This window comes from Streptomyces sp. NPDC038213 (genome assembly GCF_055600495.1).
This window is the reverse complement of record NZ_JBVJYM010000034.1, coordinates 64,489-85,624: the sequence shown is the minus strand read 5'-3', so window position 1 is coordinate 85,624 and position 21,136 is coordinate 64,489. Positions and strand designations below refer to the sequence as shown.

General features: G+C 74.5%; 18 protein-coding genes. 14 read left to right on the top strand and 4 right to left on the bottom strand.

Features of this window, described 5'->3' with window-relative positions; translation table 11 throughout:
- A partial coding sequence (locus ACZ7JZ_RS31320; RefSeq protein ID WP_470945341.1) for a methionine adenosyltransferase domain-containing protein occupies positions 1–299 on the top strand: 299 nt, incomplete at its 5' end.
- Positions 300–405: 106 nt separating this feature from the next.
- On the top strand, positions 406–2,535 hold the full coding sequence (locus tag ACZ7JZ_RS31315) for a primosomal protein N' (RefSeq protein WP_470945338.1): 2,130 nt from the start codon (positions 406–408) through the stop codon (positions 2,533–2,535).
- A gap of 166 nt (positions 2,536–2,701) precedes the next feature.
- Here ACZ7JZ_RS31315 and ACZ7JZ_RS31310 read toward each other — a convergent pair whose 3' ends face one another.
- Positions 2,702–3,238, bottom strand: coding sequence for a hypothetical protein (locus ACZ7JZ_RS31310; RefSeq protein WP_470945337.1), 537 nt, complete (start codon positions 3,236–3,238; stop codon positions 2,702–2,704).
- 237 nt (positions 3,239–3,475) lie between these two features.
- Here ACZ7JZ_RS31310 and fmt point away from each other — a divergent pair, with 237 nt between their 5' ends.
- The 8 genes from fmt (at position 3,476) to ACZ7JZ_RS31270 (ending at position 12,110) form a co-directional block, all read left to right on the top strand.
- Positions 3,476–4,420: a methionyl-tRNA formyltransferase gene (fmt, locus tag ACZ7JZ_RS31305; protein WP_470945334.1), complete on the top strand. Its 945-nt coding sequence runs from the start codon at positions 3,476–3,478 to the stop codon at positions 4,418–4,420.
- Between the two features lie 66 nt (positions 4,421–4,486).
- Positions 4,487–5,941, top strand: coding sequence for an RsmB/NOP family class I SAM-dependent RNA methyltransferase (locus ACZ7JZ_RS31300; protein WP_470945332.1), 1,455 nt, complete (start codon positions 4,487–4,489; stop codon positions 5,939–5,941).
- 83 nt (positions 5,942–6,024) lie between these two features.
- Complete coding sequence (gene rpe, locus ACZ7JZ_RS31295) at positions 6,025–6,711, top strand: ribulose-phosphate 3-epimerase (protein WP_470945329.1); 687 nt, start codon at positions 6,025–6,027, stop codon at positions 6,709–6,711.
- 112 nt (positions 6,712–6,823) lie between these two features.
- Entirely contained in the window at positions 6,824–7,888 is a 1,065-nt protein-coding gene (locus ACZ7JZ_RS31290; protein ID WP_470945326.1) for a sugar-binding transcriptional regulator, read from the top strand.
- Between the two features lie 190 nt (positions 7,889–8,078).
- Positions 8,079–8,549: a guanyl-specific ribonuclease gene (locus tag ACZ7JZ_RS31285; protein ID WP_470945324.1), complete on the top strand. Its 471-nt coding sequence runs from the start codon at positions 8,079–8,081 to the stop codon at positions 8,547–8,549.
- A complete protein-coding gene (locus tag ACZ7JZ_RS31280; RefSeq protein WP_470945322.1) occupies positions 8,546–9,202 on the top strand; it encodes a barstar family protein in 657 nt (218 codons plus the stop codon). Before ACZ7JZ_RS31285 ends, ACZ7JZ_RS31280 begins: the two co-directional genes overlap by 4 nt.
- 151 nt (positions 9,203–9,353) lie before the next feature.
- Entirely contained in the window at positions 9,354–10,523 is a 1,170-nt protein-coding gene (locus tag ACZ7JZ_RS31275; RefSeq protein ID WP_470945319.1) for an IS701 family transposase, read from the top strand.
- Between the two features lie 144 nt (positions 10,524–10,667).
- Positions 10,668–12,110, top strand: a complete 1,443-nt coding sequence (locus tag ACZ7JZ_RS31270) for a GuaB1 family IMP dehydrogenase-related protein (RefSeq protein WP_470945317.1) — start codon at positions 10,668–10,670, stop codon at positions 12,108–12,110.
- Between the two features lie 266 nt (positions 12,111–12,376).
- Here the strand turns inward: ACZ7JZ_RS31270 and ACZ7JZ_RS31265 are convergent, their stop codons facing one another.
- Entirely contained in the window at positions 12,377–13,348 is a 972-nt protein-coding gene (locus ACZ7JZ_RS31265) for a GDSL-type esterase/lipase family protein (RefSeq protein ID WP_470945358.1), read from the bottom strand.
- Positions 13,349–13,915: 567 nt separating this feature from the next.
- Between ACZ7JZ_RS31265 and ACZ7JZ_RS31260 the strand changes: the two genes are divergently transcribed.
- The 4 genes from ACZ7JZ_RS31260 (at position 13,916) to ACZ7JZ_RS31245 (ending at position 18,724) form a co-directional block, all read left to right on the top strand.
- Positions 13,916–15,388, top strand: coding sequence for an amino acid permease (locus ACZ7JZ_RS31260; protein WP_470945314.1), 1,473 nt, complete (start codon positions 13,916–13,918; stop codon positions 15,386–15,388).
- Between the two features lie 10 nt (positions 15,389–15,398).
- On the top strand, positions 15,399–15,854 hold the full coding sequence (locus ACZ7JZ_RS31255; RefSeq protein WP_030027017.1) for an Lrp/AsnC family transcriptional regulator: 456 nt from the start codon (positions 15,399–15,401) through the stop codon (positions 15,852–15,854).
- Positions 15,855–16,131: 277 nt separating this feature from the next.
- Positions 16,132–16,929 (top strand): carbon-nitrogen hydrolase family protein, encoded by a 798-nt coding sequence (locus ACZ7JZ_RS31250; RefSeq protein ID WP_470945311.1) that lies wholly within the window; start codon positions 16,132–16,134, stop codon positions 16,927–16,929.
- Positions 16,930–17,014: 85 nt separating this feature from the next.
- A complete protein-coding gene (locus ACZ7JZ_RS31245) occupies positions 17,015–18,724 on the top strand; it encodes a flavin monoamine oxidase family protein (RefSeq protein WP_470945308.1) in 1,710 nt (569 codons plus the stop codon).
- 120 nt (positions 18,725–18,844) lie between these two features.
- On the opposite strand, the gene ACZ7JZ_RS31240 is transcribed toward ACZ7JZ_RS31245, so the two are convergent.
- On the bottom strand, positions 18,845–19,531 hold the full coding sequence (locus tag ACZ7JZ_RS31240; RefSeq protein WP_470945305.1) for a DUF5995 family protein: 687 nt from the start codon (positions 19,529–19,531) through the stop codon (positions 18,845–18,847).
- Positions 19,532–19,634: 103 nt separating this feature from the next.
- Positions 19,635–21,065 carry a uracil-xanthine permease family protein gene (locus ACZ7JZ_RS31235; protein WP_470945303.1) on the bottom strand — a complete coding sequence of 477 codons (1,431 nt, stop codon included), beginning with the start codon at positions 21,063–21,065 and terminating at the stop codon, positions 19,635–19,637.
- Positions 21,066–21,136: the final 71 nt, after the last annotated feature.

Below are 21,136 nucleotides of genomic sequence, written 5' to 3'. Positions count from 1 at the left end.
TCGCCGCCGGCCTCGCCGCCCGCTGCGAGGTCCAGGTCGCGTACGCGATCGGCAAGGCCGAGCCCGTCGGCCTCTTCGTCGAGACCTTCGGCACCGCCAAGGTGGACACCGCCAAGATCGAGGCGGCCATCGGCGAGGTCTTCGACCTCCGCCCGGCCGCGATCATCCGCGACCTCGACCTGCTGCGCCCGATCTACTCCCAGACCGCCGCCTACGGCCACTTCGGCCGCGAGCTGCCCGACTTCACCTGGGAGCGCACCGACCGCACCGAGGCGCTGCGCGCCGCCGCCGGGCTCTGAGGACCCCGGCAGCACCAGGCACATGAACGGCCCCGGACCCCACGGTCCGGGGCCGTTCGCCGTCCGCGGGCCGTGCGCTGTCACCGCCGTTTGGTAGAAATCAGCTGTGAGCAGCGTGAACGGGCCCGAAGACCGGACCGGAGCGGACCCGGGGGGTCCCCCGGAGCAGCTCGCGCTGATCCGCGAGACCGTCCGGAAGGCCAAGGCCGCGCCCAAGGCCAAACCGCGCACCTGGCGGGGGGCCGCGCTCGCCCCCGACCTGCCCGTGGCCCGGATCCTCGTCAACAAGGGCGCCCTCCACCTGGACCAGCTCTGGGACTACGCCGTACCCGCCGACCTGGACGCGGCCGCCCAGCCCGGCGTGCGGGTCCGGGTCCGCTTCGGGGCCGGCGCGCACCACGTCCGCGAGGGCCGCCGCGAGGGCGGCGGGCTCATCGACGGGTTCCTCGTGGAGCGCCGCGCCGAGTCGGACTACTCCGGGCCGCTGGCCGCCCTGGCCTCCGTGGTCTCCCCGGAGCCCGTGCTCAGCCCCCGGATGCTGGCCCTCGCCCGCGCGGTCGCCGACCGGTACGCCGGCAGCCTCGCCGACGTGCTCCAGCTCGCCGTGCCCCCGCGCAACGCCCGCGCCGAGTCCAAGCCCTCCCCGGAGCCCCTGCCCCCGCCCCCCGCCCCCGCGCCGGGGAGCTGGGAGCGCTACCCCTCCGGGCCGGCCTTCCTGCGGGCCCTGGCGGACGGGGCCGCCCCGCGCGCCGTGTGGACCGCGCTGCCCGGCCCCGGCTGGCCCGGCGAACTGGCGCGGGCCGTGGCCGCCGCCCTCGCCTCCGGGCGCGGGGCCCTGGCCGTGCTGCCCGACGGGCGGGCGGTGGCCCGGCTCGACGCGGCGCTCACCGGGCTGCTCGGCGCCGGGCGGCACGCCGTACTGACCGCAGGTTCGGGCCCCGAGAAGCGCTACGGCGAATGGCTCGCCGTGCACCGGGGGTCGGTCCGGGCCGTGATCGGCACCCGCGCGGCCATGTTCGCCCCCGTACGGGACCTCGGGCTGGTCGCCGTCTGGGACGACGGGGACTCCAGCCTCAGCGACGACAACGCCCCCTTCCCGCACGTCCGGGAGGTGTTGGAGCTGCGCTCCGCCCACGAGGGCTGCGGGTTCCTGCTGGGGGCCACGGCCTGCACGGTGGAGGCGGCCCAGCTGGTGGAGTCGGGCTGGGCCCGGCCGCTGGCCGCGGACCGGGCGCAGGTCCGGGCCGCCGCCCCGCGGATCCGGACCGTCGGCGACGACGAGGTGGCCCGGGACGGGGCCGCGCGGGCCGCCCGGCTGCCCAGCCTGGCCTGGGAGACGGTCAGGGAGGGCCTCAAGCACGGGCCGGTGCTGGTGCAGGTGCCGCGGCGGGGGTACGTGCCCCGGCTGGCCTGCGAGCGCTGCCGCACCCCCGCCCGCTGCCGGCACTGCGCCGGACCGCTGGAGGCGCCCGACGAGCGGGCCCTGCACTGCGGCTGGTGCGGGACGGCCGAGGGCTCCTGGCACTGCGAGACCTGCGGCTCCGTACGGCTGCGGGCCCAGGTCGTGGGGGCCCGGCGGACCGCCGAGGAACTGGGGCGGGCCTTCCCCGCCGTCGCGGTGCGCACCTCGGGCCGCGACCACGTCCTCGACACCGTGCCGGACCGGCCCGCGCTGATCGTCTCCACCCCCGGCGCCGAACCGGTCGCCGAGGGCCCGGGCTATGCGGCTGCGCTGCTGCTGGACGGCTGGGCGATGCTGGGCCGCCCCGACCTGCGGGCCGCGGAGGAGGCGCTGCGCCGCTGGATCGCCGCGGCCTCGCTGGTGCGCGGCCAGGGCGAGGGGGGCACGGTGGTGATCGTCGCCGAGCCGACGCTGCGGCCGGTACAGGCGCTGGTGCGCTGGGACCCGGTGGGGCACGCGGTGCGGGAGCTGGCGGAGCGGGCGGAGCTGGGCTTCCCGCCGGTGTCGCGGATGGCCTCGGTCGCGGGCCGGGCGGAGCCGCTGGCGGAGTTCCTGGCCTCGGTGCGGCTGCCGGGGGACGCCCGGGTGCTGGGGCCCGTACCGCTGCCGGCGCGGCGGGGCGAGCCGGATCCGGGGGAGCGGGCGCTGGTCCGGGTGCCCCCGGGCAGCGGGGCCGCGCTGGCGGCCGCCCTGAAGGCGGCGCAGGCCGCGCGGCTGGCCCGGGGCCCGGCGGAGCCGGTGCGGGTGCGCATCGACCCGCCGGACATCGGCTGAGGGGCACGGGTGCGCGCGGCCGGGGTTTGCTGCCCCGGCCCCGGTACCGGCTCCGGGGCCCCGTACCGGTCCCGGGCGCGGAACTGCCCTGCAGGGAGGGGAAGGCCCTGCAGGGCAGTGGTTTTCCGGGTGCGCCCCGGCTGCGGCGTCGGCGTGCCGCGGGGGGTCAGCCGGTGCGCGGCCCGGGGAAGGCCCCGGCGCGGGGGGCCGCGGAGGCCTCCTCGCGCAGGGCCTGGCTGCCGGAGGTGGGCTGCGGCGGCATGGAGCGGGCCGCCGGTACGGACGGCATGCCCAGGGCCCGGGTGATCGTGCCCTCCGCCAGGGGCTCGGACTCGGCGGCCGGAGCGGCCGTCCCGGCCCGGCGGGCGCCGTAGCGGCGGTGCACCGCCTGCTTGGTCACACCGAGGGCGGAGCCCACCGCGTCCCAGGAGAAGCCGAGGGAGCGGTCGAAGTCCACCGCGGCGGTGACCAGCGTCTCCACGCTGTCGCGCAGCTCCTGCGCCAGCCGGACGGTGGGGGCGGGGGCCCGGCCGTAGACGACGAAGCCCGTGGAGGGGCCGGAGCGGCGAGGGCGGTAGACGTTGCCGAGCTGGGCGGTGAGGGTACGGAGAGCGTCCACCTGCCGTCGGACCCGCTCGATGTCCCGCACCAGTAGATGCAGGCTGGCCCGCGCTTGGGCGTCGTGGGTGGCGTGGTCGGCCATGTACAAGCCTCTCGAACCGGCGTCGAAACGGACGGGTCGCGGCGCAATGCGACCCCTTTCGGTCAATCTCTCTTGACCAACGCCCGATGCGCCGATGTGGTCACGCTGTGGGGGCGTGTCGGCATATGCGAGAGGCGCGAACGTCTGCGTACGCCCCCCGGGTGAGGGACCGGCCCCGGGCCCCTAGACTGGGACGCTGCTTGTCGCAGCCGCCGAGATTAGCGAGGTAGAACACCGGTGAAGCTCGTCTTCGCAGGCACCCCCGAGGTGGCCGTTCCCGCCCTGGACGCCCTGATCGCCTCCGGACGGCACGAGGTCGCCGCCGTCGTCACCCGCCCGGACGCCCCGGCCGGCCGCGGCCGCCGGCTCGTCGCCAGCCCGGTCGCCGAGCGCGCCGAGGAGGCGGGCATCGAGGTGCTGAAGCCGGTCAAGCCGCGCGATCCCGAGTTCCTCGCCCGGCTGGCGGAGATCGCCCCGGACTGCTGCCCCGTGGTCGCCTACGGCGCGCTGATCCCCAAGTCCGCCCTGGACATCCCCGTCCACGGCTGGGTCAACCTGCACTTCTCGCTGCTGCCGGCCTGGCGCGGCGCCGCGCCCGTCCAGCACTCGCTGATGGCGGGCGACGAGATGACCGGGGCCTCGACCTTCCGGATCGAGGAGGGTCTGGACACGGGGCCCGTCTTCGGCGTGCTCACCGAGCAGGTCCGCCCCACCGACACCAGCGGCGACCTGCTGACCCGGCTGGCCTTCGCGGGCGCCGGGCTGCTCGCCGCCACCATGGACGGCATCGAGGACGGCACCCTGCGCGCCGTGGCCCAGCCCGCCGAGGGCGTCTCCCACGCCCCGAAGATCACCGTCGAGGACGCCCACGTCGACTGGAGCGCCCCGGCCCTGCGCGCCGACCGCGTGGTGCGCGGCTGCACCCCGGCCCCCGGCGCCTGGACGGTCTTCCGCGGCGAGCGGCTCAAGCTGATCCAGCTGGCCCTCCAGCCGGGGCAGGAGGGGCTCGCCCCCGGGGAGCTGTCCGCCGGCAAGAACCACGTCCACGTCGGCACCGGCTCGCACGCCGTCGAACTGCTGTGGGTGCAGCCGCAGGGCAAGAAGCCCATGCGCGGCGCCGACTGGGCCCGCGGGGTGCGGATCGCCCCCGGCGAGCGGCTCGGCGCCCCCGACGTACGCTGAGGGGGCCGCCGGACACCGGCGTCCCCTCTCCCCTCTCGAAATTTCCTCCCGCGGAGCACCTTTCACGTGACCGAACAGCCTCGCCGTCCCGCCAAGCAGGGCAAGCCCTACCGGCGCCCCCAGAAGGACCCCGTACGGATCCTCGCCTTCGAGGCGCTGCGGGCGGTGGACGAGCGCGACGCGTACGCCAACCTCGTCCTGCCCCCGCTGCTGCGCAAGGCGCGCGAGAGCGCCGCGGCCAAGGGCGGGACGTTCGAGGCCCGGGACGCGGCCCTCGCCACCGAGCTCGTCTACGGCACCCTGCGCCGCCAGGGCACGTACGACGCGATCATCTCGGCCTGCGTGGACCGGCCGCTGCGCGAGGTGGACCCGCCCGTGCTCGACGTGCTCTCGCTGGGCGCCCACCAGCTGCTCGGCACCCGCATCCCCACCCACGCGGCGGTCTCCGCCAGCGTGGAGCTGGCCCGCGTGGTGCTCGGCGACGGGCGGGCCAAGTTCGTCAACGCCGTCCTGCGCAAGATCGCCGCGCACGACCTGGACGGCTGGCTGGAGCAGGTCGCCCCGCCGTACGAGGACGATGCCGAACAGCACCTGTCGGTGGTCCACTCCCACCCGCGCTGGGTGGTCTCCGCCCTCTGGGACGCCCTCGGCGGCGGCCGCGCGGGCATCGAGGACCTCCTCGAAGCCGACAACGAGCGCCCCGAGGTCACCCTCGTCGCCCGGCCCGGCCGCTCCACCACCGAGGAGCTGACGGCCGCCGTCGGCGCGGACTCCGTGCTCCCGGGCCGCTGGTCGCCGTACGCCGTCCGGCTCGCCGAGGGCGGCGAGCCCGGTGCGATCGAGGCGGTCCGCGAGGGCCGGGCCGGGGTCCAGGACGAGGGCAGCCAGCTGGTCGCCGCCGCCCTGGCCGCCGCCCCCCTCGAAGGCCGGGACGAGCGCTGGCTCGACGGCTGCGCCGGCCCCGGCGGCAAGGCCGCGCTGCTGGCCGCGCTGGCCGCGCAGCGCGGGGCGGCCCTGCTCGCCTCCGAGAAGCAGCCCCACCGGGCCCGGCTCGTCGAGCGGGCGCTGGCCGGCAACCCCGGCCCGTACCAGGTCATCGCCGCCGACGGCACCCGCCCGCCCTGGCGGCCCGGCTCCTTCGACCGCGTCCTCATGGACGTGCCCTGCTCGGGCCTCGGCGCCCTGCGCCGCCGCCCCGAGGCCCGCTGGCGCCGCCGGGCCGAGGACCTCCAGGCCTTCGGCCCGCTCCAGCGCGGACTGCTGCGCGAGGCGCTGGCGGCCGTACGCATCGGCGGCGTGGTGGGCTACGCCACCTGCTCCCCGCACCTCGCGGAGACCCGGACGGTCGTGGAGGACGTGCTGAAGGGGCGCGGCGGCGACCCGGTCCAGGCCGAGTGGATCGACGCCCGCCCGCTGCTGGCCGGGGTGCCCGCGCTCGGTGAGGGCCCGGACGTCCAGTTGTGGCCGCACCTGCACGGCACCGACGCGATGTACCTGGCGCTGCTGAGGCGCACGGGCTGAGGGGGACCGGCGGACCCGTCCCCCGCCGGGGCGGCCCCCGCCCCGGCGGGGGCGGGCGGCCCCGGGCATGGCAGGCTTGGGGCATGGCCGTTCAGATCAATCCCAGCATCCTGTCCGCGGACTTCGCCCGGCTCGCCGAGGAGGCGAAGGCGGTGGAGGGGGCCGACTGGCTGCACGTCGACGTCATGGACAACCACTTCGTCCCGAACCTCACGCTCGGCGTCCCGGTCGTGGAGTCGCTGAGCCGGGCCACGGACACCCCGCTGGACCTGCACCTGATGATCGAGGACCCGGACCGCTGGGCCCCGCAGTACGTCGAGGCGGGCGCCGGATCGGTCACCTTCCACGCCGAGGCCGCGGGCGCCCCCGTCCGGCTGGCCCGGGAGATCCGCGCCCTGGGCGCCCGGGCGTCCATGGCGCTCAAGCCGGCGACGCCCATCGAGCAGTACGAGGACATCCTCCCCGAGCTGGACATGGTCCTGATCATGACGGTGGAGCCCGGGTTCGGCGGCCAGTCGTTCCTCGACGTGATGCTGCCCAAGATCCGCCGCACCCGCGAGCTGATCGCCAAGCACGGACTGGACCTGTGGCTGCAGGTCGACGGCGGGGTCTCGGCCGCGACGATCGAGCGCTGCGCCGAGGCCGGCGCGGACGTGTTCGTGGCCGGCAGCGCCGTGTACGGGGCCGCCGACCCGGCCGCCGCGGTGCGCACCCTGCGCGAACAGGCCGGTGCGGCGATCGCCGCCGCCCCCTGGGCCTGCGCCCACTGACGCGGGGCCGGGAAGCCCCGGAAGAAGGCTCGGTGAACAGCTCGATGAACGTCAGCTGTCCGGGCTGATCAACGGCCGCCGAATCTGACAGGATGAATGGCGAGCCGAGAGTGTGAACAGCAGTGAGGAGATCGCGGTGTCTGGTGTACCGGCGGGTCGGTCAGCCCTGCGGATGGGACCCGCGGAGCTGGTGCAGGCGGCGGCCATGGCCCGCCGCTTCTACCTGGAGGGCAAGTCCAAGATCCAGATCGCCGAGGAGTTCGGCGTGAGCCGCTTCAAGGTGGCGCGGGTCCTGGAGACCGCCTTGGAACGCGACCTCGTACGGATCGAGATCCGCGTGCCCGCCGAACTGGACGCGGAGCGCTCCGACGCGCTGCGCGCCCGCTACGGACTGCGGCACGCGGTCGTCGTCGAGTCCCCCGCGGACACCTCCGAGGACGCCCCCGACCCGGAGAACCTGGGCGCGGTCGCCGCCGACCTGCTCGGCGAGCTCGTCAACGAGGGCGACGTGCTCGGCCTGGCCTGGGGCCGCTCGACCATCCACATGGCCGCCGCCCTGCACCGGCTGCCCCCGTGCACCGTGGTCCAGCTGACGGGCGTGTACGACGCCGGGACCGCCGAGCGCGGCTCCGTCGAGGCCGTCCGCCGGGCCGCTCAGGTCTCCGGCGGGGACGCGCACCCGATCTACGCGCCGATGCTGCTGCCCGACCCGGCGACCGCCGCGGCCCTGCGCAACCAGACCGGCATCGCCCGCGCCTTCGAGTACTTCGACAAGGTGACCGTCGCCGCGGTGTCCATCGGCTCCTGGGAACCGGGCATCTCGACGGTCCACGACATGCTCACGGACGAGGAGCGGGCCCACTACGCCTCGCTCGGCGTCGCCGCCGAGATGTCCGCGCACCTCTTCGACAAGGACGGCCGCCGGGTCGGCCGCGACCTGGGGGAGCGCTGCATCACGGTCGAGGCCGACCGGCTGCGCCGGATCCCCGAGGTGGTGGCCATCGCGGGCGGGCTGCGCAAGGCGGCGGCCATCGGCGCGGTGCTGCGTTCCGGGCTGGTCACCAGCCTGGTGACCGACACGGCCGTAGCCGACTACCTCCTCACCGAGTCCGCGCCGGGCCTGCGGCCCGCGCTGGAGCGCTCCGACCCGGACAGCGGGGCCGGCGAGGGCGCCTGAGCCGGATTCGCGCGCAGCGAGCGGGCGTACGGACGAACGCCGGGAGCCCGGACCTCACGAGGTCCGGGCTCCCGGCGTTCGCGGCTCCCGGGGCGCCGGTGGGGAGACCGCCGGTGCGACGCCCGGGAGGAAAGCCGGTGACACTGCTGAGGATTCGCGAACAAAAGGGATATTTGGCAGCATCGGCGGCATGATCTTCCGGAACCTGCCCGCGCGGCTGCCGCGCGTCCTGCGGGCGCTCGGGGCCGTCCTCCTCTGCGTGGTCCTCGCGGGGGCCGCCGCCGGGTGCGCCGGCGGGAGCACCGCGGCCCCCGGCGGCTCCACCGCGGCCTCGGCCGCCGCCCCGCGCGCCACCGCCCAGCCCACCCCCGGCTGGGCCCGCGGCATGGCCGCCGTCACCCCCGCCGAGCTGCCCCCGCAGGCCCGCGACACCCTGGCGCTCATCGACCGCGGCGGGCCCTATCCGCACCGGCAGGACGGCACGGTCTTCGGGAACTTCGAGAAGCTCCTGCCGCGGCAGAAGCGCGGCTACTACCGCGAGTACACCGTGCGCACCCCGGGGGAGCGGGACCGCGGCGCCCGGCGGATCGTGACCGGGCAGGGCGGCGAGACGTACTACACGGACGACCACTACTCCTCGTTCAAGGCGGTTCTCCGATGACCCTGCACCCCCAGCCGCTCGCCCCCGCCCTCACGGCCGCCCGGGACGCGGGCCGCGCCGTGGTCGTGCTCCCGCTGGACGGCGTACGGAGCCGGCAGGCGCTCATGGACCGGTGTGCGCGGACCCTGGGGCTGCCCGACTGGTTCGGCCGCAACTGGGACGCCCTCGCCGACGCCCTGACGGAGACCGCCTGGTACCCCGACGGGGCCTCGGGGCGGCTGCTGCTCGCCGTGACCCGCTGGCACGGGTACGCGCAGGAGCGCCCCGGCGACTGGGAGACGCTCCGCGAGGTCCTGGAGGGGGCCGTGGAGTACTGGGAGGAGGCGGGGGACCCCGCCGGGGCGGGACTGGCCGTAGTGCTGGCCGCGGACGGCGGGGGCCCCGGGTCGGGCCGTGGGGAGTCCGGGTCGGGCCGTGAGGAGTCCGGGCCCGGGCCGGGGGGTGCGGCCTCCGTGTCCGCCGCGGACGGCGGCGGGCCCTGGCCCGCGGACCCCGCTGCGGCCGGGCCCGCTCCCGGCTCCGGCCCGGCATCCGCGTCCGGCGCCGCATCCGGATCCGGCCCCGGCAGGGGAGCCGCGGACCGCCACTGGCCGGTGGACCCCGGCTCCCCGCGCCCCGCGGACGGCCCCGCGGACGGCCCCGGGCGGCGCTGAGGCCCGCGGCCGGGGCCGTGCGGCTCCGGTGCGGCCGCCGTCCGACCGCCTGCCGGACCTCCCTCCCGGGCCCGTCCTTCCAGTAGGGTGCTGGCTCCAAAGTCAGCCAGGGGAGGGGCAGTTGACTCGCGGATTACGGCTGGAGACGGCCTTGCCGGACGTCTCCGCAGTACTCGACGACCTGATGCACGTCTTCGCCGACTCCTTACCCCGGCGGGACCAGCGGAACTGGGCCCGCGTCTACCTGGACGGACTCGTCGCCGTCCGCGGCCGCAAGACCGTCCGCGCCATCGCCGGTGCGGGCGGCCCGTCCGTGGAGCACGGGCTCCAGCAGTTCATCAGCAAGTCCCCCTGGGACTGGTACCCGGCCCGCAAGGCCCTCGCCCGGTACCTGGAGGGCCTCCTCCCGGCGCCGCAGGCCTGGGTGGTCCGGCCCCTGGTCATCGAGAAGGCGGGGGACCGCTCGGTCGGCGTCTGCCGGCAGTTCGTTCCCGCCCTCGGCCGCACCGCCAACTGCCAGCAGGCCGCCGGGGTCTGGCTCGCCTCCCAGGAGGCCGCCTTCCCCGTGGAGTGGAGCCTCGCCCTGCCGGGCCCCTGGGCCGGCGAGGGGCTCCGGCGGCAGGCCGGGATACCCGAGGGGGCCCGCTCCCTCACCCCCACCCTCGACGCCGTGCACGCAGTCCGGCGGATGGCCGCCGAGTGGCCGCTGCCGCGCCGGCCCGTGGTCATGGACGTACCGCAGCCGGAACTCGTGCCCTGCATCGAGGCCCTGTCCCTGCGCGGGATCCCCTTCGTCCTCGGGGTGCGGGGCTCCCTGCCCGTGGCCCCGGCGGGTCCCGGAGGAGTTCCCGCAGGACCCGCCGTCCCCGCCCGTGAGCTGCTCGCCGCCCCGGGGCTGCGCCGCCACCCCGTGGCCTGGACCCGGCCCGGGGCCGCCGCGGGCGCCGTCGCCCTGCTGGCCTCGGCGGCCGTGGTGCCCGTACCCCGCGAGGAGCGGGCCGGGCCCGCCGCCGGGCCGCTGCTGCTGCTCGGCGCCCGGCCGGAGACCGGCCGGCCACCGGAGGAGGAGTACTGGATCACCAGCCTGGCCGACCGGCCGCCCGCCCGGACCTTCCGCCTCGCCCGGCTCGCCGAACGGGCCGCCCACGACTGCGCCCGGTACGCCGAACCCCTCGGGATCCGGGACTTCGAAGGGCGCTCGTACCGCGGCTGGCACCACCACACCACCCTCGCGAGCGTGGCCCACGCGGCCGCGCTGCTGGCCGCCGGGGACCCCGGATCCGGGCGGGCGGAGTCCGCGCCGGCCTCCGCCGGTCCGTAGGAAACGACCATGCTGGCCGGCCCGTCCTGGACGATCGTCCCGGGCGGGGCACGGGGCCGGACGTGGGAGAATGAAGTACGTGCGTTTTCCTCCGGCCGCCGCCGGGGAAACCTAGTACCTCCGACTGACTGGGATGTTCAGCACGTGCGTTTCCTCAATGACCTGAAGCCGCCGTACGACCTGACGTACGACGATGTGTTCATGGTGCCGAGCCGCTCTGCGGTGGGCTCCCGTCAGGGCGTCGACCTCTCCTCGCCGGACGGCACCGGCACCACCATTCCCCTCGTGGTCGCGAACATGACCGCCATCGCGGGCCGCCGGATGGCCGAGACCGTGGCCCGCCGCGGCGGGATGGTCGTCATCCCCCAGGACATCCCCATCGAGGTCGTCACCGACGTCATCTCCTGGGTCAAGACCCGCCACCTCGTGCTCGACACCCCGATCACGCTGGCGCCCACGCAGACCGTCGCCGACGCGCTCTCCCTGCTGCCCAAGCGGGCGCACGGCGCGGGTGTGGTCGTGGACGCGGATCACCGCCCCGTCGGCGTGGTCACCGAGCACGACCTGTCGGGCGTGGACCGCTTCACGCAGCTCTCCGAGGTCATGTCGAAGGAGCTGCTGCTCATCGACGCCGACATCGACCCGCGCGAGGCCTTCAACCAGCTCGACGCCGGCCACCGCAAGCTGGCCCCGGCCGTGGACAAGGACGGCCGCCTCGTCGGCATCCTGACCCGCAAGGGCGCGCTGCGCGCGACGCTGTACACCCCGGCGACGGACGCGGCCGGCAAGCTGCGCATCGCCGCGGCCGTCGGCATCAACGGCGACTTCGCCGCCAAGGCGAAGCAGCTGCTCGACGCCGGTGTCGACACGATCGTCATCGACACGGCCCACGGGCACCAGGAGTCGATGATCAACGCGATCAAGGCCGTGCGCGCGCTGGACCCGCAGGTCCCGATCGTCGCGGGCAACATCGTCGCCGCCGAGGGCGTCAAGGACCTCATCGAGGCCGGCGCGGACATCATCAAGGTCGGTGTGGGCCCCGGCGCCATGTGCACCACCCGCATGATGACCGGCGTGGGCCGGCCGCAGTTCTCCGCGGTGCTGGAGTGCGCGGCGGAGGCGAAGAAGTACGGCAAGCACGTCTGGGCCGACGGCGGTGTCCGCCACCCGCGCGACGTGGCGATGGCGCTGGCCGCCGGTGCGTCGAACGTGATGATCGGGTCCTGGTTCGCGGGGACGTACGAGTCCCCCGGCGACCTCCAGCAGGCCGCTGACGGGCGCCTGTACAAGGAGTCCTTCGGCATGGCGTCCGCGCGTGCGGTGCGCAACCGGACCTCGGAGGAGTCGGCGTACGACCGGGCGCGCAAGGCGCTGTTCGAGGAGGGCATCTCGACCTCACGGATGTTCCTCGACCCGGCCCGGCCGGGGGTCGAGGACCTGATCGACTCGATCATCGCCGGTGTGCGGTCCTCCTGCACGTACGCCGGTGCCGGTTCGCTGGCGGAGTTCGAGGAGAAGGCGGTCGTGGGGATCCAGTCCGCGGCCGGTTACGCCGAGGGCAAGCCGCTGCACGCCAGCTGGAGCTAGTCCCGCTTCCCGGAGGCCCCGTCCCCCCGTACCCGTACGGGAGGCCGGGGCCTCCGCGTTTCCCGGACCCGCTACCCGCCCCCTCCCCTCCCCCGCGGCTCCGCCCCGGACCCCGCGCCTCTATCGCCGGCGGGGCTGGAGGTGGCCCTGCGCTTCGATCGCCGGCGGGGGCGGGGTTGCTCGGGGTGCGGTTGCGGTCGGGTGCCCCGGCCGTGTCCCGCCCCGCCGTTGCGTGGGGCGCCGGGGGCCCGTGTGGTGGGGCGGGGTCAGGCGAAGCCCTCATGGTGGAGGGCGGCGGCTACGGCGCGGCCCAGGGCCGCGTGGCCCGCGTCGTTGGGGTGGAGGCCGTCCGCCAGGTGTTCCGGGCCCAGGACGGGCAGGCCGGGGAGGAGGGCCAGGCGCCGGTCCCCGCCGAGGATCCGCTCGCGTACCGCCCGCTCCATCGCCGCCCGCAGCTGCGCCAGCGTCGCGCCCAGCCGGTTGGGGGTGGCCTCGGCCTCCGGGCGCAGCACGGGGGAGACCAGGAGCAGCGGGGTTTCGGGGTGGCCCTGGCGGATCAGGTCGAGGAAGACCCGGGTGGTCTCGTACAGCAGCGGTACGGAGTACGGGATCCGCGACCAGCAGTTGGTGCCGAAGGCCAGGGTCAGCAGGTCCGCGGGCAGGGTGGCGAGCTGTTCGGCGGTGGGGAGCTCGCCCCGCGCGGCCCCCGCGTACCCCAGGTTCACCGTGTCGAGACCCAGCGCGCGCCCCGCGACCGCCGGCCAGCCGTGGGCGGGCCGGGTGGACCACCAGCCCTCGGTGATCGAGTCCCCGTGCACCACCCACCGCGGCCGGACCGGCGGCGGCAGCAGCGGGCCGCCCACCCCGCGGAGGGCGAGGACGAGGGGCGACTGGGTCTCCGGCGGATGGACCGTGTACGGCCCGCAGCCCGCCGGCAGGGGTATCCGTACCACCGACTCCTGCGCGGGCTCCGTGAACACCTCGCACAGCAGCCCGTCGCGGTTCCAGAGGGCGAAGACGTGCGCGAGGTCGCGCAGGGCGTCCGTGGGCCCCGGTACGGTCGCCCGGTACCGGATCTCCACCGCCCGGGTCCCCGGCCCCGCCGCGAACTCCAGCCGGACGCCGATCGGCAGCGTGGCCCGCTCCCCGGTATCCCAGGGCAGCCGCATCGAGTCGGCCGGGTCCGCGCGCACCGCCCGGCCGTCGGCCAGCCAGGCCACGCCCCGGAGGTAGGGCAGGGGGTCGAGCCAGCCGCCGTCCGCGGCTACCGCCGGGTCCGCCGGGTCCGCCGCCTGGACCGTGCCCGCCGTGCCCGTGCCCGCCGTGCCCACCGTGCCGTCTGCGCCCACCGGTCGCCTCCGATCGTCTGGTCCTCGTCGGGTACACCAAGCCTGCCCGGGGACGCGGCCGCCATGGGCGGGAGGGGGAAACAGAGCACGACTGCGGTGGCGGGCGTCCCGCACCCTGGGGCACATCTGACGAGGTGTCAAGTGCGGTCCGGAGGAATGGCACGTTCCGATCACTGAGGGTGATGACGCAGCGATCGATCACCTTCATGCAACAAACAGCCATCTCGGGCAGATGCGCGCAATGATCGTGCGCCATTGTGCAAAGATGGTGCATTACGGGCGGGAACTCCCAGCTCGTAGGCTCACTCGCTGTACGTGGAGCGGTGCGACCGCCTGCTCGGCGGTCCCCCTTGCGCACCCCTGCCCTGAACCAGGCCTGCCCTGGCGCAGTCGTGCCCTGCTCCGGATCCGCCGCGGTCGACGCCATCCCACCCCGCAGCGACAAGGAGTCCCCCCGTGCTGGACACTGGCCAGGCGCCCCCCGCCACCGCACCGGCTGTGCGCACCGGCAACCCGCTCTTCCGGCGCAAGCCGGTCGAGCGGCTCGTCGCCGAGGGCGGCCAGGGCGAGGGCGGTGCGCTCAAGCGCGCCCTCACCATGTGGCAGCTGACGATGATCAGCATCGGCGCCACCCTGGGCACCGGCATCTTCGTCGTCCTCGGCGAGGCCACCCCGATCGCCGGTCCGGCCGTCTGGATCGCCTTCGTCGTCGCGGGCCTGACCGCGCTGTTCTCGGCGCTGTCGTACGCGGAGCTCGCCGGTTCCATACCGGTCTCCGGCTCCTCGTACTCGTACTCGTACGCCACCATGGGCGAGCTCGTCGCCTGGGTCTGCGGCTGGTGCCTGGTCCTGGAGTACGGGGTCTCCGTGGCCGCCGTGGCCGTGGGCTGGGGGCAGTACCTCAACGAGCTGCTCGACGGCACGATCGGGGTGACCATCCCCGAGGCGGTCTCCGCCCCGCTGGGCGAGGGCGGCTACATCAACCTCCCGGCCCTGGTCGTGGTCATGCTCTCCATGGTCTTCCTGCTCCGCGGGGCCAAGGAGAGCGCCCGGATCAACTCGATCATGGTCGGCGTCAAGATCGTCACGCTGGTGCTCTTCTGCGTGATCGGCTTCATGGGCATCAAGGCAGGCAACTACACTCCGCTCGCCCCGCTCGGCATCACCGCCATCAGCACCGCCGCCTCCCTGCTCTTCTTCTCGTACATCGGCTTCGACGCCGCCTCCACCGCAGGTGAAGAGGCCAAGAACCCGAAGAAGGACCTGCCCCGCGCGATCATGCTCTCGCTGGGGATCGTCACCGTCCTCTACTGCCTGGTCGCCTTCGTGGCCGTCGGCGCCATGCCCTGGCAGGAGTTCGAGGGCAGCGAGGCCGCCCTGGCCAAGATCATGGAGGACGTCACCGGCCACAGCTTCTGGAGCGTGGTCCTGGCCGCCGGCGCCGTCATCGCCATCGCCAGCGTGGTCTTCGCCGTCCTGTACGGCCAGACGCGCGTGCTCTTCGCCATGGCCCGCGACGGCCTGATCCCCAAGGTCTTCGCCAAGGTCGACCCGAAGACCGGCACCCCCCGCGCCAACACGATCATCGTCTGCCTCTTCTGCGGCATCCTCGCGGCGACCATCCCGCTCAGCGAGCTCGCGAACGCCACCAGCATCGGCACGCTCTTCGCCTTCGCACTGGTCAACATCGCCGTCGTGATCCTGCGCTTCACCCGCCCCGACATGAACCGCACCTTCAAGGTCGCGCTCTTCCCGGTCACCCCGATCCTGGGCTTCGGCTTCTGCTGCTACCTGATGTGGGAGCTGCCGATGGCGACCTGGCTGGCCTTCGGTGGCTGGATGCTCGTCGGGTTCGTGATCTACTTCTGCTACGGCATCCGCCGCTCCAGCCTGGCCGCCACGGCCGAAGAGGCCCCCGCACAGAAGTGATCCACCCGCTTTGCGACTGAACGATCTCGACGAACGCATCGTCCACGCCCTCGCCGAGGACGCCCGCCGCTCCTACGCGGACATCGGCTCCGAGGTCGGCCTCTCGGCCCCCGCCGTCAAACGGCGGGTGGACCGGCTGCGGGCCGAAGGCGCCATCACGGGCTTCACCGTCCGCGTGGACCCCGCCGCCATGGGCTGGGAGACCGAGGGCTTCATCGAGATCTACTGCCGCCACAACACCTCGCCGGACGACATCCGGCGGGGTCTGGAGCGGTACCCCGAGGTGGTGTCCGCGTCGACCGTCACCGGCGACGCGGACGCCCTCGTCCAGATCTTCGCCTCCGACATGCGCCACTTCGAGCGCGTCCTGGAGCGGATCGCGGGCGAGCCCTTCGTGGAGCGGACCAAGTCCGTCCTGGTCCTCTCGCCGCTGCTGCGCCGCTTCACCTCCGGCGCGCCCGCGTAGGGGATCCGCTCGGGCACCCGTACCCGGCCTCCCGTACGACGGCGACCGCGCAACGAACCGCCGCCGCCCCCGCAGCCCCCCGGACCTGCGGTTCTGCGGAGGGCCGGCAGCGCCCGGGACCGCAGACCGGCGGCTGCACGCAACGAATCGCCGTCGAACGCTCTCAACACGCAACGAATCGTTCAGCGGCGTGCAATGGTCACGCCTTGTCCGGTCGGAAGTCTCCCCCGTACGGTCTAAAGGTCCCCCTGGAACCCCATCCGTCACAGAGGTCTCCATGCCCCAGCTGCGCACCGCCCTCCTCCAGAGCTCCGGAACCCTCGGCGACACCGCCGGGAACCTGAAGGCGCTCGACGAGGCCGCAGAGCGCGCCGCGGGCGCCGGAGCGGGCCTCCTGGTCGCGCCCGAGATGTACCTCACCGGCTACGCCATCGGCGGGGACGTCGCCCGCCTGGCCGAGGCCGCCGACGGCATGTCCGCCCGCGCCATCGGCGAGATCGCGCGGCGCCACGGGGTCGCGGTGCTCTACGGCTACCCGGAGCGCGACGGCGAGACCGTCTACAACTCCGCCCAGCTGATCGGCCCCGACGGCGCGTCCCTCGCGAACTACCGCAAGACCCACCTCTTCGGCTGCTTCGAGCAGGAGAGCTTCACCCCCGGCGGGGTGCAGGTGGTCCAGGCGGAGCTCGGCGGACTGCGCATCGGCATCCTGATCTGCTACGACGTCGAGTTCCCGGAGAACGTCCGCGCCCACGCGCTGGCCGGTACCGACCTGCTGCTGGTGCCCACCGCGCAGATGCACCCGTTCCAGTTCGTCGCCGAGCACCTCGTGCCCGTCCGGGCCTTCGAGAGCCAGATGTACGTCGCGTACGTCAACCGCACCGGTCCGGAAGGGGAGTTCGAGTTCGTCGGGCTCAGCTGCCTGGCCGGCCCGGACGGGGTCGTCAGGACCCGCGCCGGCCGCGGGGAGGACATGGTCTTCGGCGAGGTGGACCCCGAGTTCCTCGCCGCCTCCCGCGAGCACAACCCGTACCTGCGCGACCGCAGGCCCGGCCTGTACGGCTCGCTGGTCTGACCCGGCCCGCCCGGCCCCCCGGCCCGGCCGCCGCCCTCCCCAAGCCCTCCCCCGCACCACCCTGCCCGCAAGGAGCCGTACCCCCATGACGTCCACGGTCCCCACCGCCGTTCCGCACACCGACGGCCAGCCGCCGATCACCATGTTCGGACCGGACTTCCCGTACGCCTACGACGACTTCCTCGCCAGCCCGGCGGGCCTGGGCCAGATACCCGCTGCCGAGCTGGGCGCCGAGGTCGCGGTCATCGGCGGCGGCCTCTCGGGGATCATCTCGGCGTACGAGCTCATGAAGATGGGCCTCAAGCCCGTCGTCTACGAGGCCGACCAGATCGGCGGCCGGCTGCGGACCGTGAACTTCGAGGGTCCCGAGGCCGAGGGCCTGACCGCGGAGATGGGCGCCATGCGCTTCCCGCCCTCCTCGACCGCCCTCCAGCACTACATCGACCTGGTCGGCCTGAAGACCGAGCCCTTCCCGAACCCGCTGGCCGAGTCCACCCCCTCGACCGTCGTGGACCTCAAGGGCGAGACGCACTACGCCGAGACCATCGCCGACCTCCCGCAGATCTACCGCGACGTCGCCGAGGCCTGGAACGCCTGCCTCGAAGAGGGCGCCGACTTCTCGGACATGAACACCGCGATGCGCGAGCGGGACGTCCCGCGCATCCGCGAGATCTGGGCCAGGCTCGTCGAGAAGCTCGACGACGAGACCTTCTACGGCTACCTCTGCAAGTCCGAGGCCTTCAAGTCCTTCCGCAAGCGGGAGATCTTCGGCCAGGTCGGCTTCGGCACCGGCGGCTGGGACACCGACTTCCCGAACTCCATCCTGGAGATCCTGCGCGTCGTCTACACCGAGGCCGACGACCACCACCGCGGCATCGTCGGCGGCTCGCAGCAGCTGCCGCTGCGCCTGTGGGAGCGCGAGCCCGAGAAGATCGTCCACTGGGCGCAGGGCACCTCGCTGTCCTCCCTGCACGACGGCACCCCGCGCCCGGCGGTCACCCGCCTGCACCGCACCGCCGGCAACCGGATCACCGTCACCGACGCCTCCGGGGACATCCGCACGTACCGCGCGGCCATCTTCACCGCCCAGTCGTGGATGCTGCTGTCGAAGATCGAGTGCGACGACACGCTCTTCCCGATCGACCACTGGACGGCCATCGAGCGGACCCACTACATGGAGTCCTCGAAGCTGTTCGTGCCCGTCGACCGGCCGTTCTGGCTGGACAAGGCCGTCGATGACGAGGGGAACCCGACCGGTCGCGACGTCATGTCGATGACGCTGACCGACCGGATGACCCGCGGCACCTACCTCCTGGACGACGGCCCGGACAAGCCGGCCGTGATCTGCCTGTCGTACACCTGGTGCGACGACAGCCTGAAGTGGCTGCCGCTGTCCGCGAACGAGCGGATGGAGGTCATGCTGAAGTCCCTGGGCGAGATCTACCCCAAGGTCGACATCCGCCGCCACATCATCGGCAACCCGGTCACCGTGTCCTGGGAGGACGAGCCCTACTTCATGGGCGCGTTCAAGGCCAACCTGCCGGGCCACTACCGCTACCAGCGGCGCCTGTTCACGCACTTCATGCAGGACCGCCTGCCGGAGGACAAGCGGGGCATCTTCCTCGCGGGCGACGACATCTCCTGGACGGCCGGCTGGGCCGAGGGCGCCGTGCAGACCGCGCTGAACGCCGTCTGGGGCGTCATGCACCACTTCGGCGGCGCCACCGACGCCTCCAACCCCGGTCCGGGCGACCTGTACGACGAGATCGCCCCGGTCGAGCTGCCCGAGGACTGAGGTCCCGCAGCATCCGACAGGTCCCCGCGGACCCCGTGAGACCCGGGCCGCCGCCGTGCGCAGGAGCCGCGCACGGCGGCGGCCCGTATCCATGCGCGGGGCGGGGGAGGGGGCCGGCTCTCAGCCGCAGAGGGCCGCGGGGCGGTCCCAGCGGACGCCCACCGGGGTCAGCAGGCAGCGCCCGACCAGCCCCACCCCGGAGTCCAGGGATTCGGTGAACTCCCCTGCCAGTTCGGGGGATCCGCGCAGGGACCACAGCAGCCGGGCCGAGGCCCAGGCCGCGTCCCGGGCCCGCTGGAGGCTCCACGAGCCGAGCAGGTGGGTCAGCGGATCGGCGATCTGGAGCAGGTCGGGGCCCGGCATCAGGTCCTCGCGGATCCGCTCCTCCAGGGCCACGAGCACCTCCCCGACCTGGTCGAAGTCCCGCTCCAGGGCGGGCGGTCCGCACTCCAGCGCCCGGCAGGTGGCCACCACCGCGAGGGCGAGGTCGTGCCCGATGTGGGCGTTGATCCCGGCCAGGGCGTGCTGGAGCGGGCGTACGCCGGGATGCGCGCGGTACTGGAACAGCGGCCGCCAGCAGGCGGGGGCCGGGTCCCCCTCGGCGGCGGCCCCGACCGCGTCGAGGTAGCGCTCGGCGAAGCGCACGGCCAGGGCGGCGGCGGTGCGGCGGACTGGGAACTCGCCCGCCGCGATCCGCTCTTGCAGGTCCTGGGTGACCGCCAGGTACACGCGGTTGAAGACGGCCACGCCGTCGTGCGGGGGCAGCCGGTCGTCGAGCGTGCGCATCCGTGTGAGTACCGCATCCATGGGGGCAGGGTCGCAGGCCCCGGTGCGGGTACGGGAGAGTTGGCGGCGCGCTTCGCCGGTTCGGGCGAACGGGGGCGGAAGCCGCCCCCCGCGCCGCGCGCCGTCAGCCGCGGGTGCCGGGGCCCGCGCTGCCGTCCTCCCCGTCGGTTCCGCTGCCGCCGGCGCCCCCGTCGTAGCCGGAGGTCCCCGAGTCGAGCAGGGGTTCCTGCTCCTTGAGGTGGGCCGGGGCGAGCAGGCGCAGGGCGTGGTAGCCGGTGATGACCACGATCGTGCCGAGGGCGATGCCGCCGAGCTCGAAGTTGTCGGTGATCTGCAGTGTGACCCCGCCGACGCCGATGATGATGCCCGCGGCGGCCGGGACCAGGTTGAGCGGATTGCGCAGGTCCACGCGGCCGTTGAGCCAGATCTGGGCGCCGAGCAGGCCGATCATGCCGTACAGGATCACGGTGATGCCGCCGAGGACCCCGCCGGGGATGGCGGCCACGACCGCGCCGAACTTGGGGCACAGGCCGAAGAGCAGGGCGAAGCCGGCGGCGGCCCAGTACGCGGCGGTGGAGTAGACGCGGGTGGCGGCCATGACCCCGATGTTCTCGGAGTAGGTGGTGTTCGGGGGGCCGCCCACGGCGGTGGAGAGCATCGAGGCGGCGCCGTCGGCGGCGATGGCGGTGCCCAGCTTGTCGTCCAGCGGGTCCCCGGTCATCTCGCCGACGGCCTTGACGTGTCCGGCGTTCTCCGCGATCAGCGCGATGACCACGGGCAGGGCGACGAGGATCGCCGACCACTCGAAGGACGGGGCGTGGAAGGAGGGCAGTCCGATCCAGTCGGCCTTCGCGACCCCGGACAGGTCCAGCCGCCAGTGGTCCACGGCCTCGGGGCCGCCCAGGGTGGAGTGGATCTTCCCGAAGAGCCGGTCGAAGAGCCAGGAGATCCCGTACCCGAAGAGCAGTCCGAGGAAGATCGCGATCCGGGACCAGAAGCCGCGCAGGCAGACCACGGCCAGCCCGGTGAAGAGCATGGTGAGCAGGGCGGTCCACTGGTCCTGCGGCCAGTAGGTCGCGGCGGTGACCGGGGCCAGGTTGAAGCCGATCAGCATCACGACCGCGCCGGTGACCACCGGGGGCATCGCCGCGTGGATGATCCGGGCGCCGAAGCGCTGTACGGCGAGGCCCGCCAGGAAGAGCGCGGCGCCCACGACGAACACGGCGCCGGTGACGGTGGCGCTGTCACCGCCGGAGGCCCTGATCGCGGCGGCCACGCCGACGAAGGAGAGCGAGCAGCCCAGGTACGAGGGGACCCGGCCGCGGGTCGCGAGCAGGAAGATCGCGGTCGCGACACCGGACATCATGATGGCCAGGTTGGGGTCCAGGCCCATGAGGACGGGGGCCACGAAGCTCGCCCCGAACATCGCCACGACGTGCTGCGCGCCGAGCCCGGCGGTCCGCGGCCAGGACAGCCGCTCGTCCGGCCGCACCACCGCTCCGGGGGCGGGGGTCCGCCCGTCGCCGTGCAGGGTCCAGCCCACGCCGAGGCGCATCTCTCACTCCGTTTCCCTCCCGGCGGCGGCCGGGAGCTGCCCATGATCGGACCGCGGCGCGGCCAGCCGTA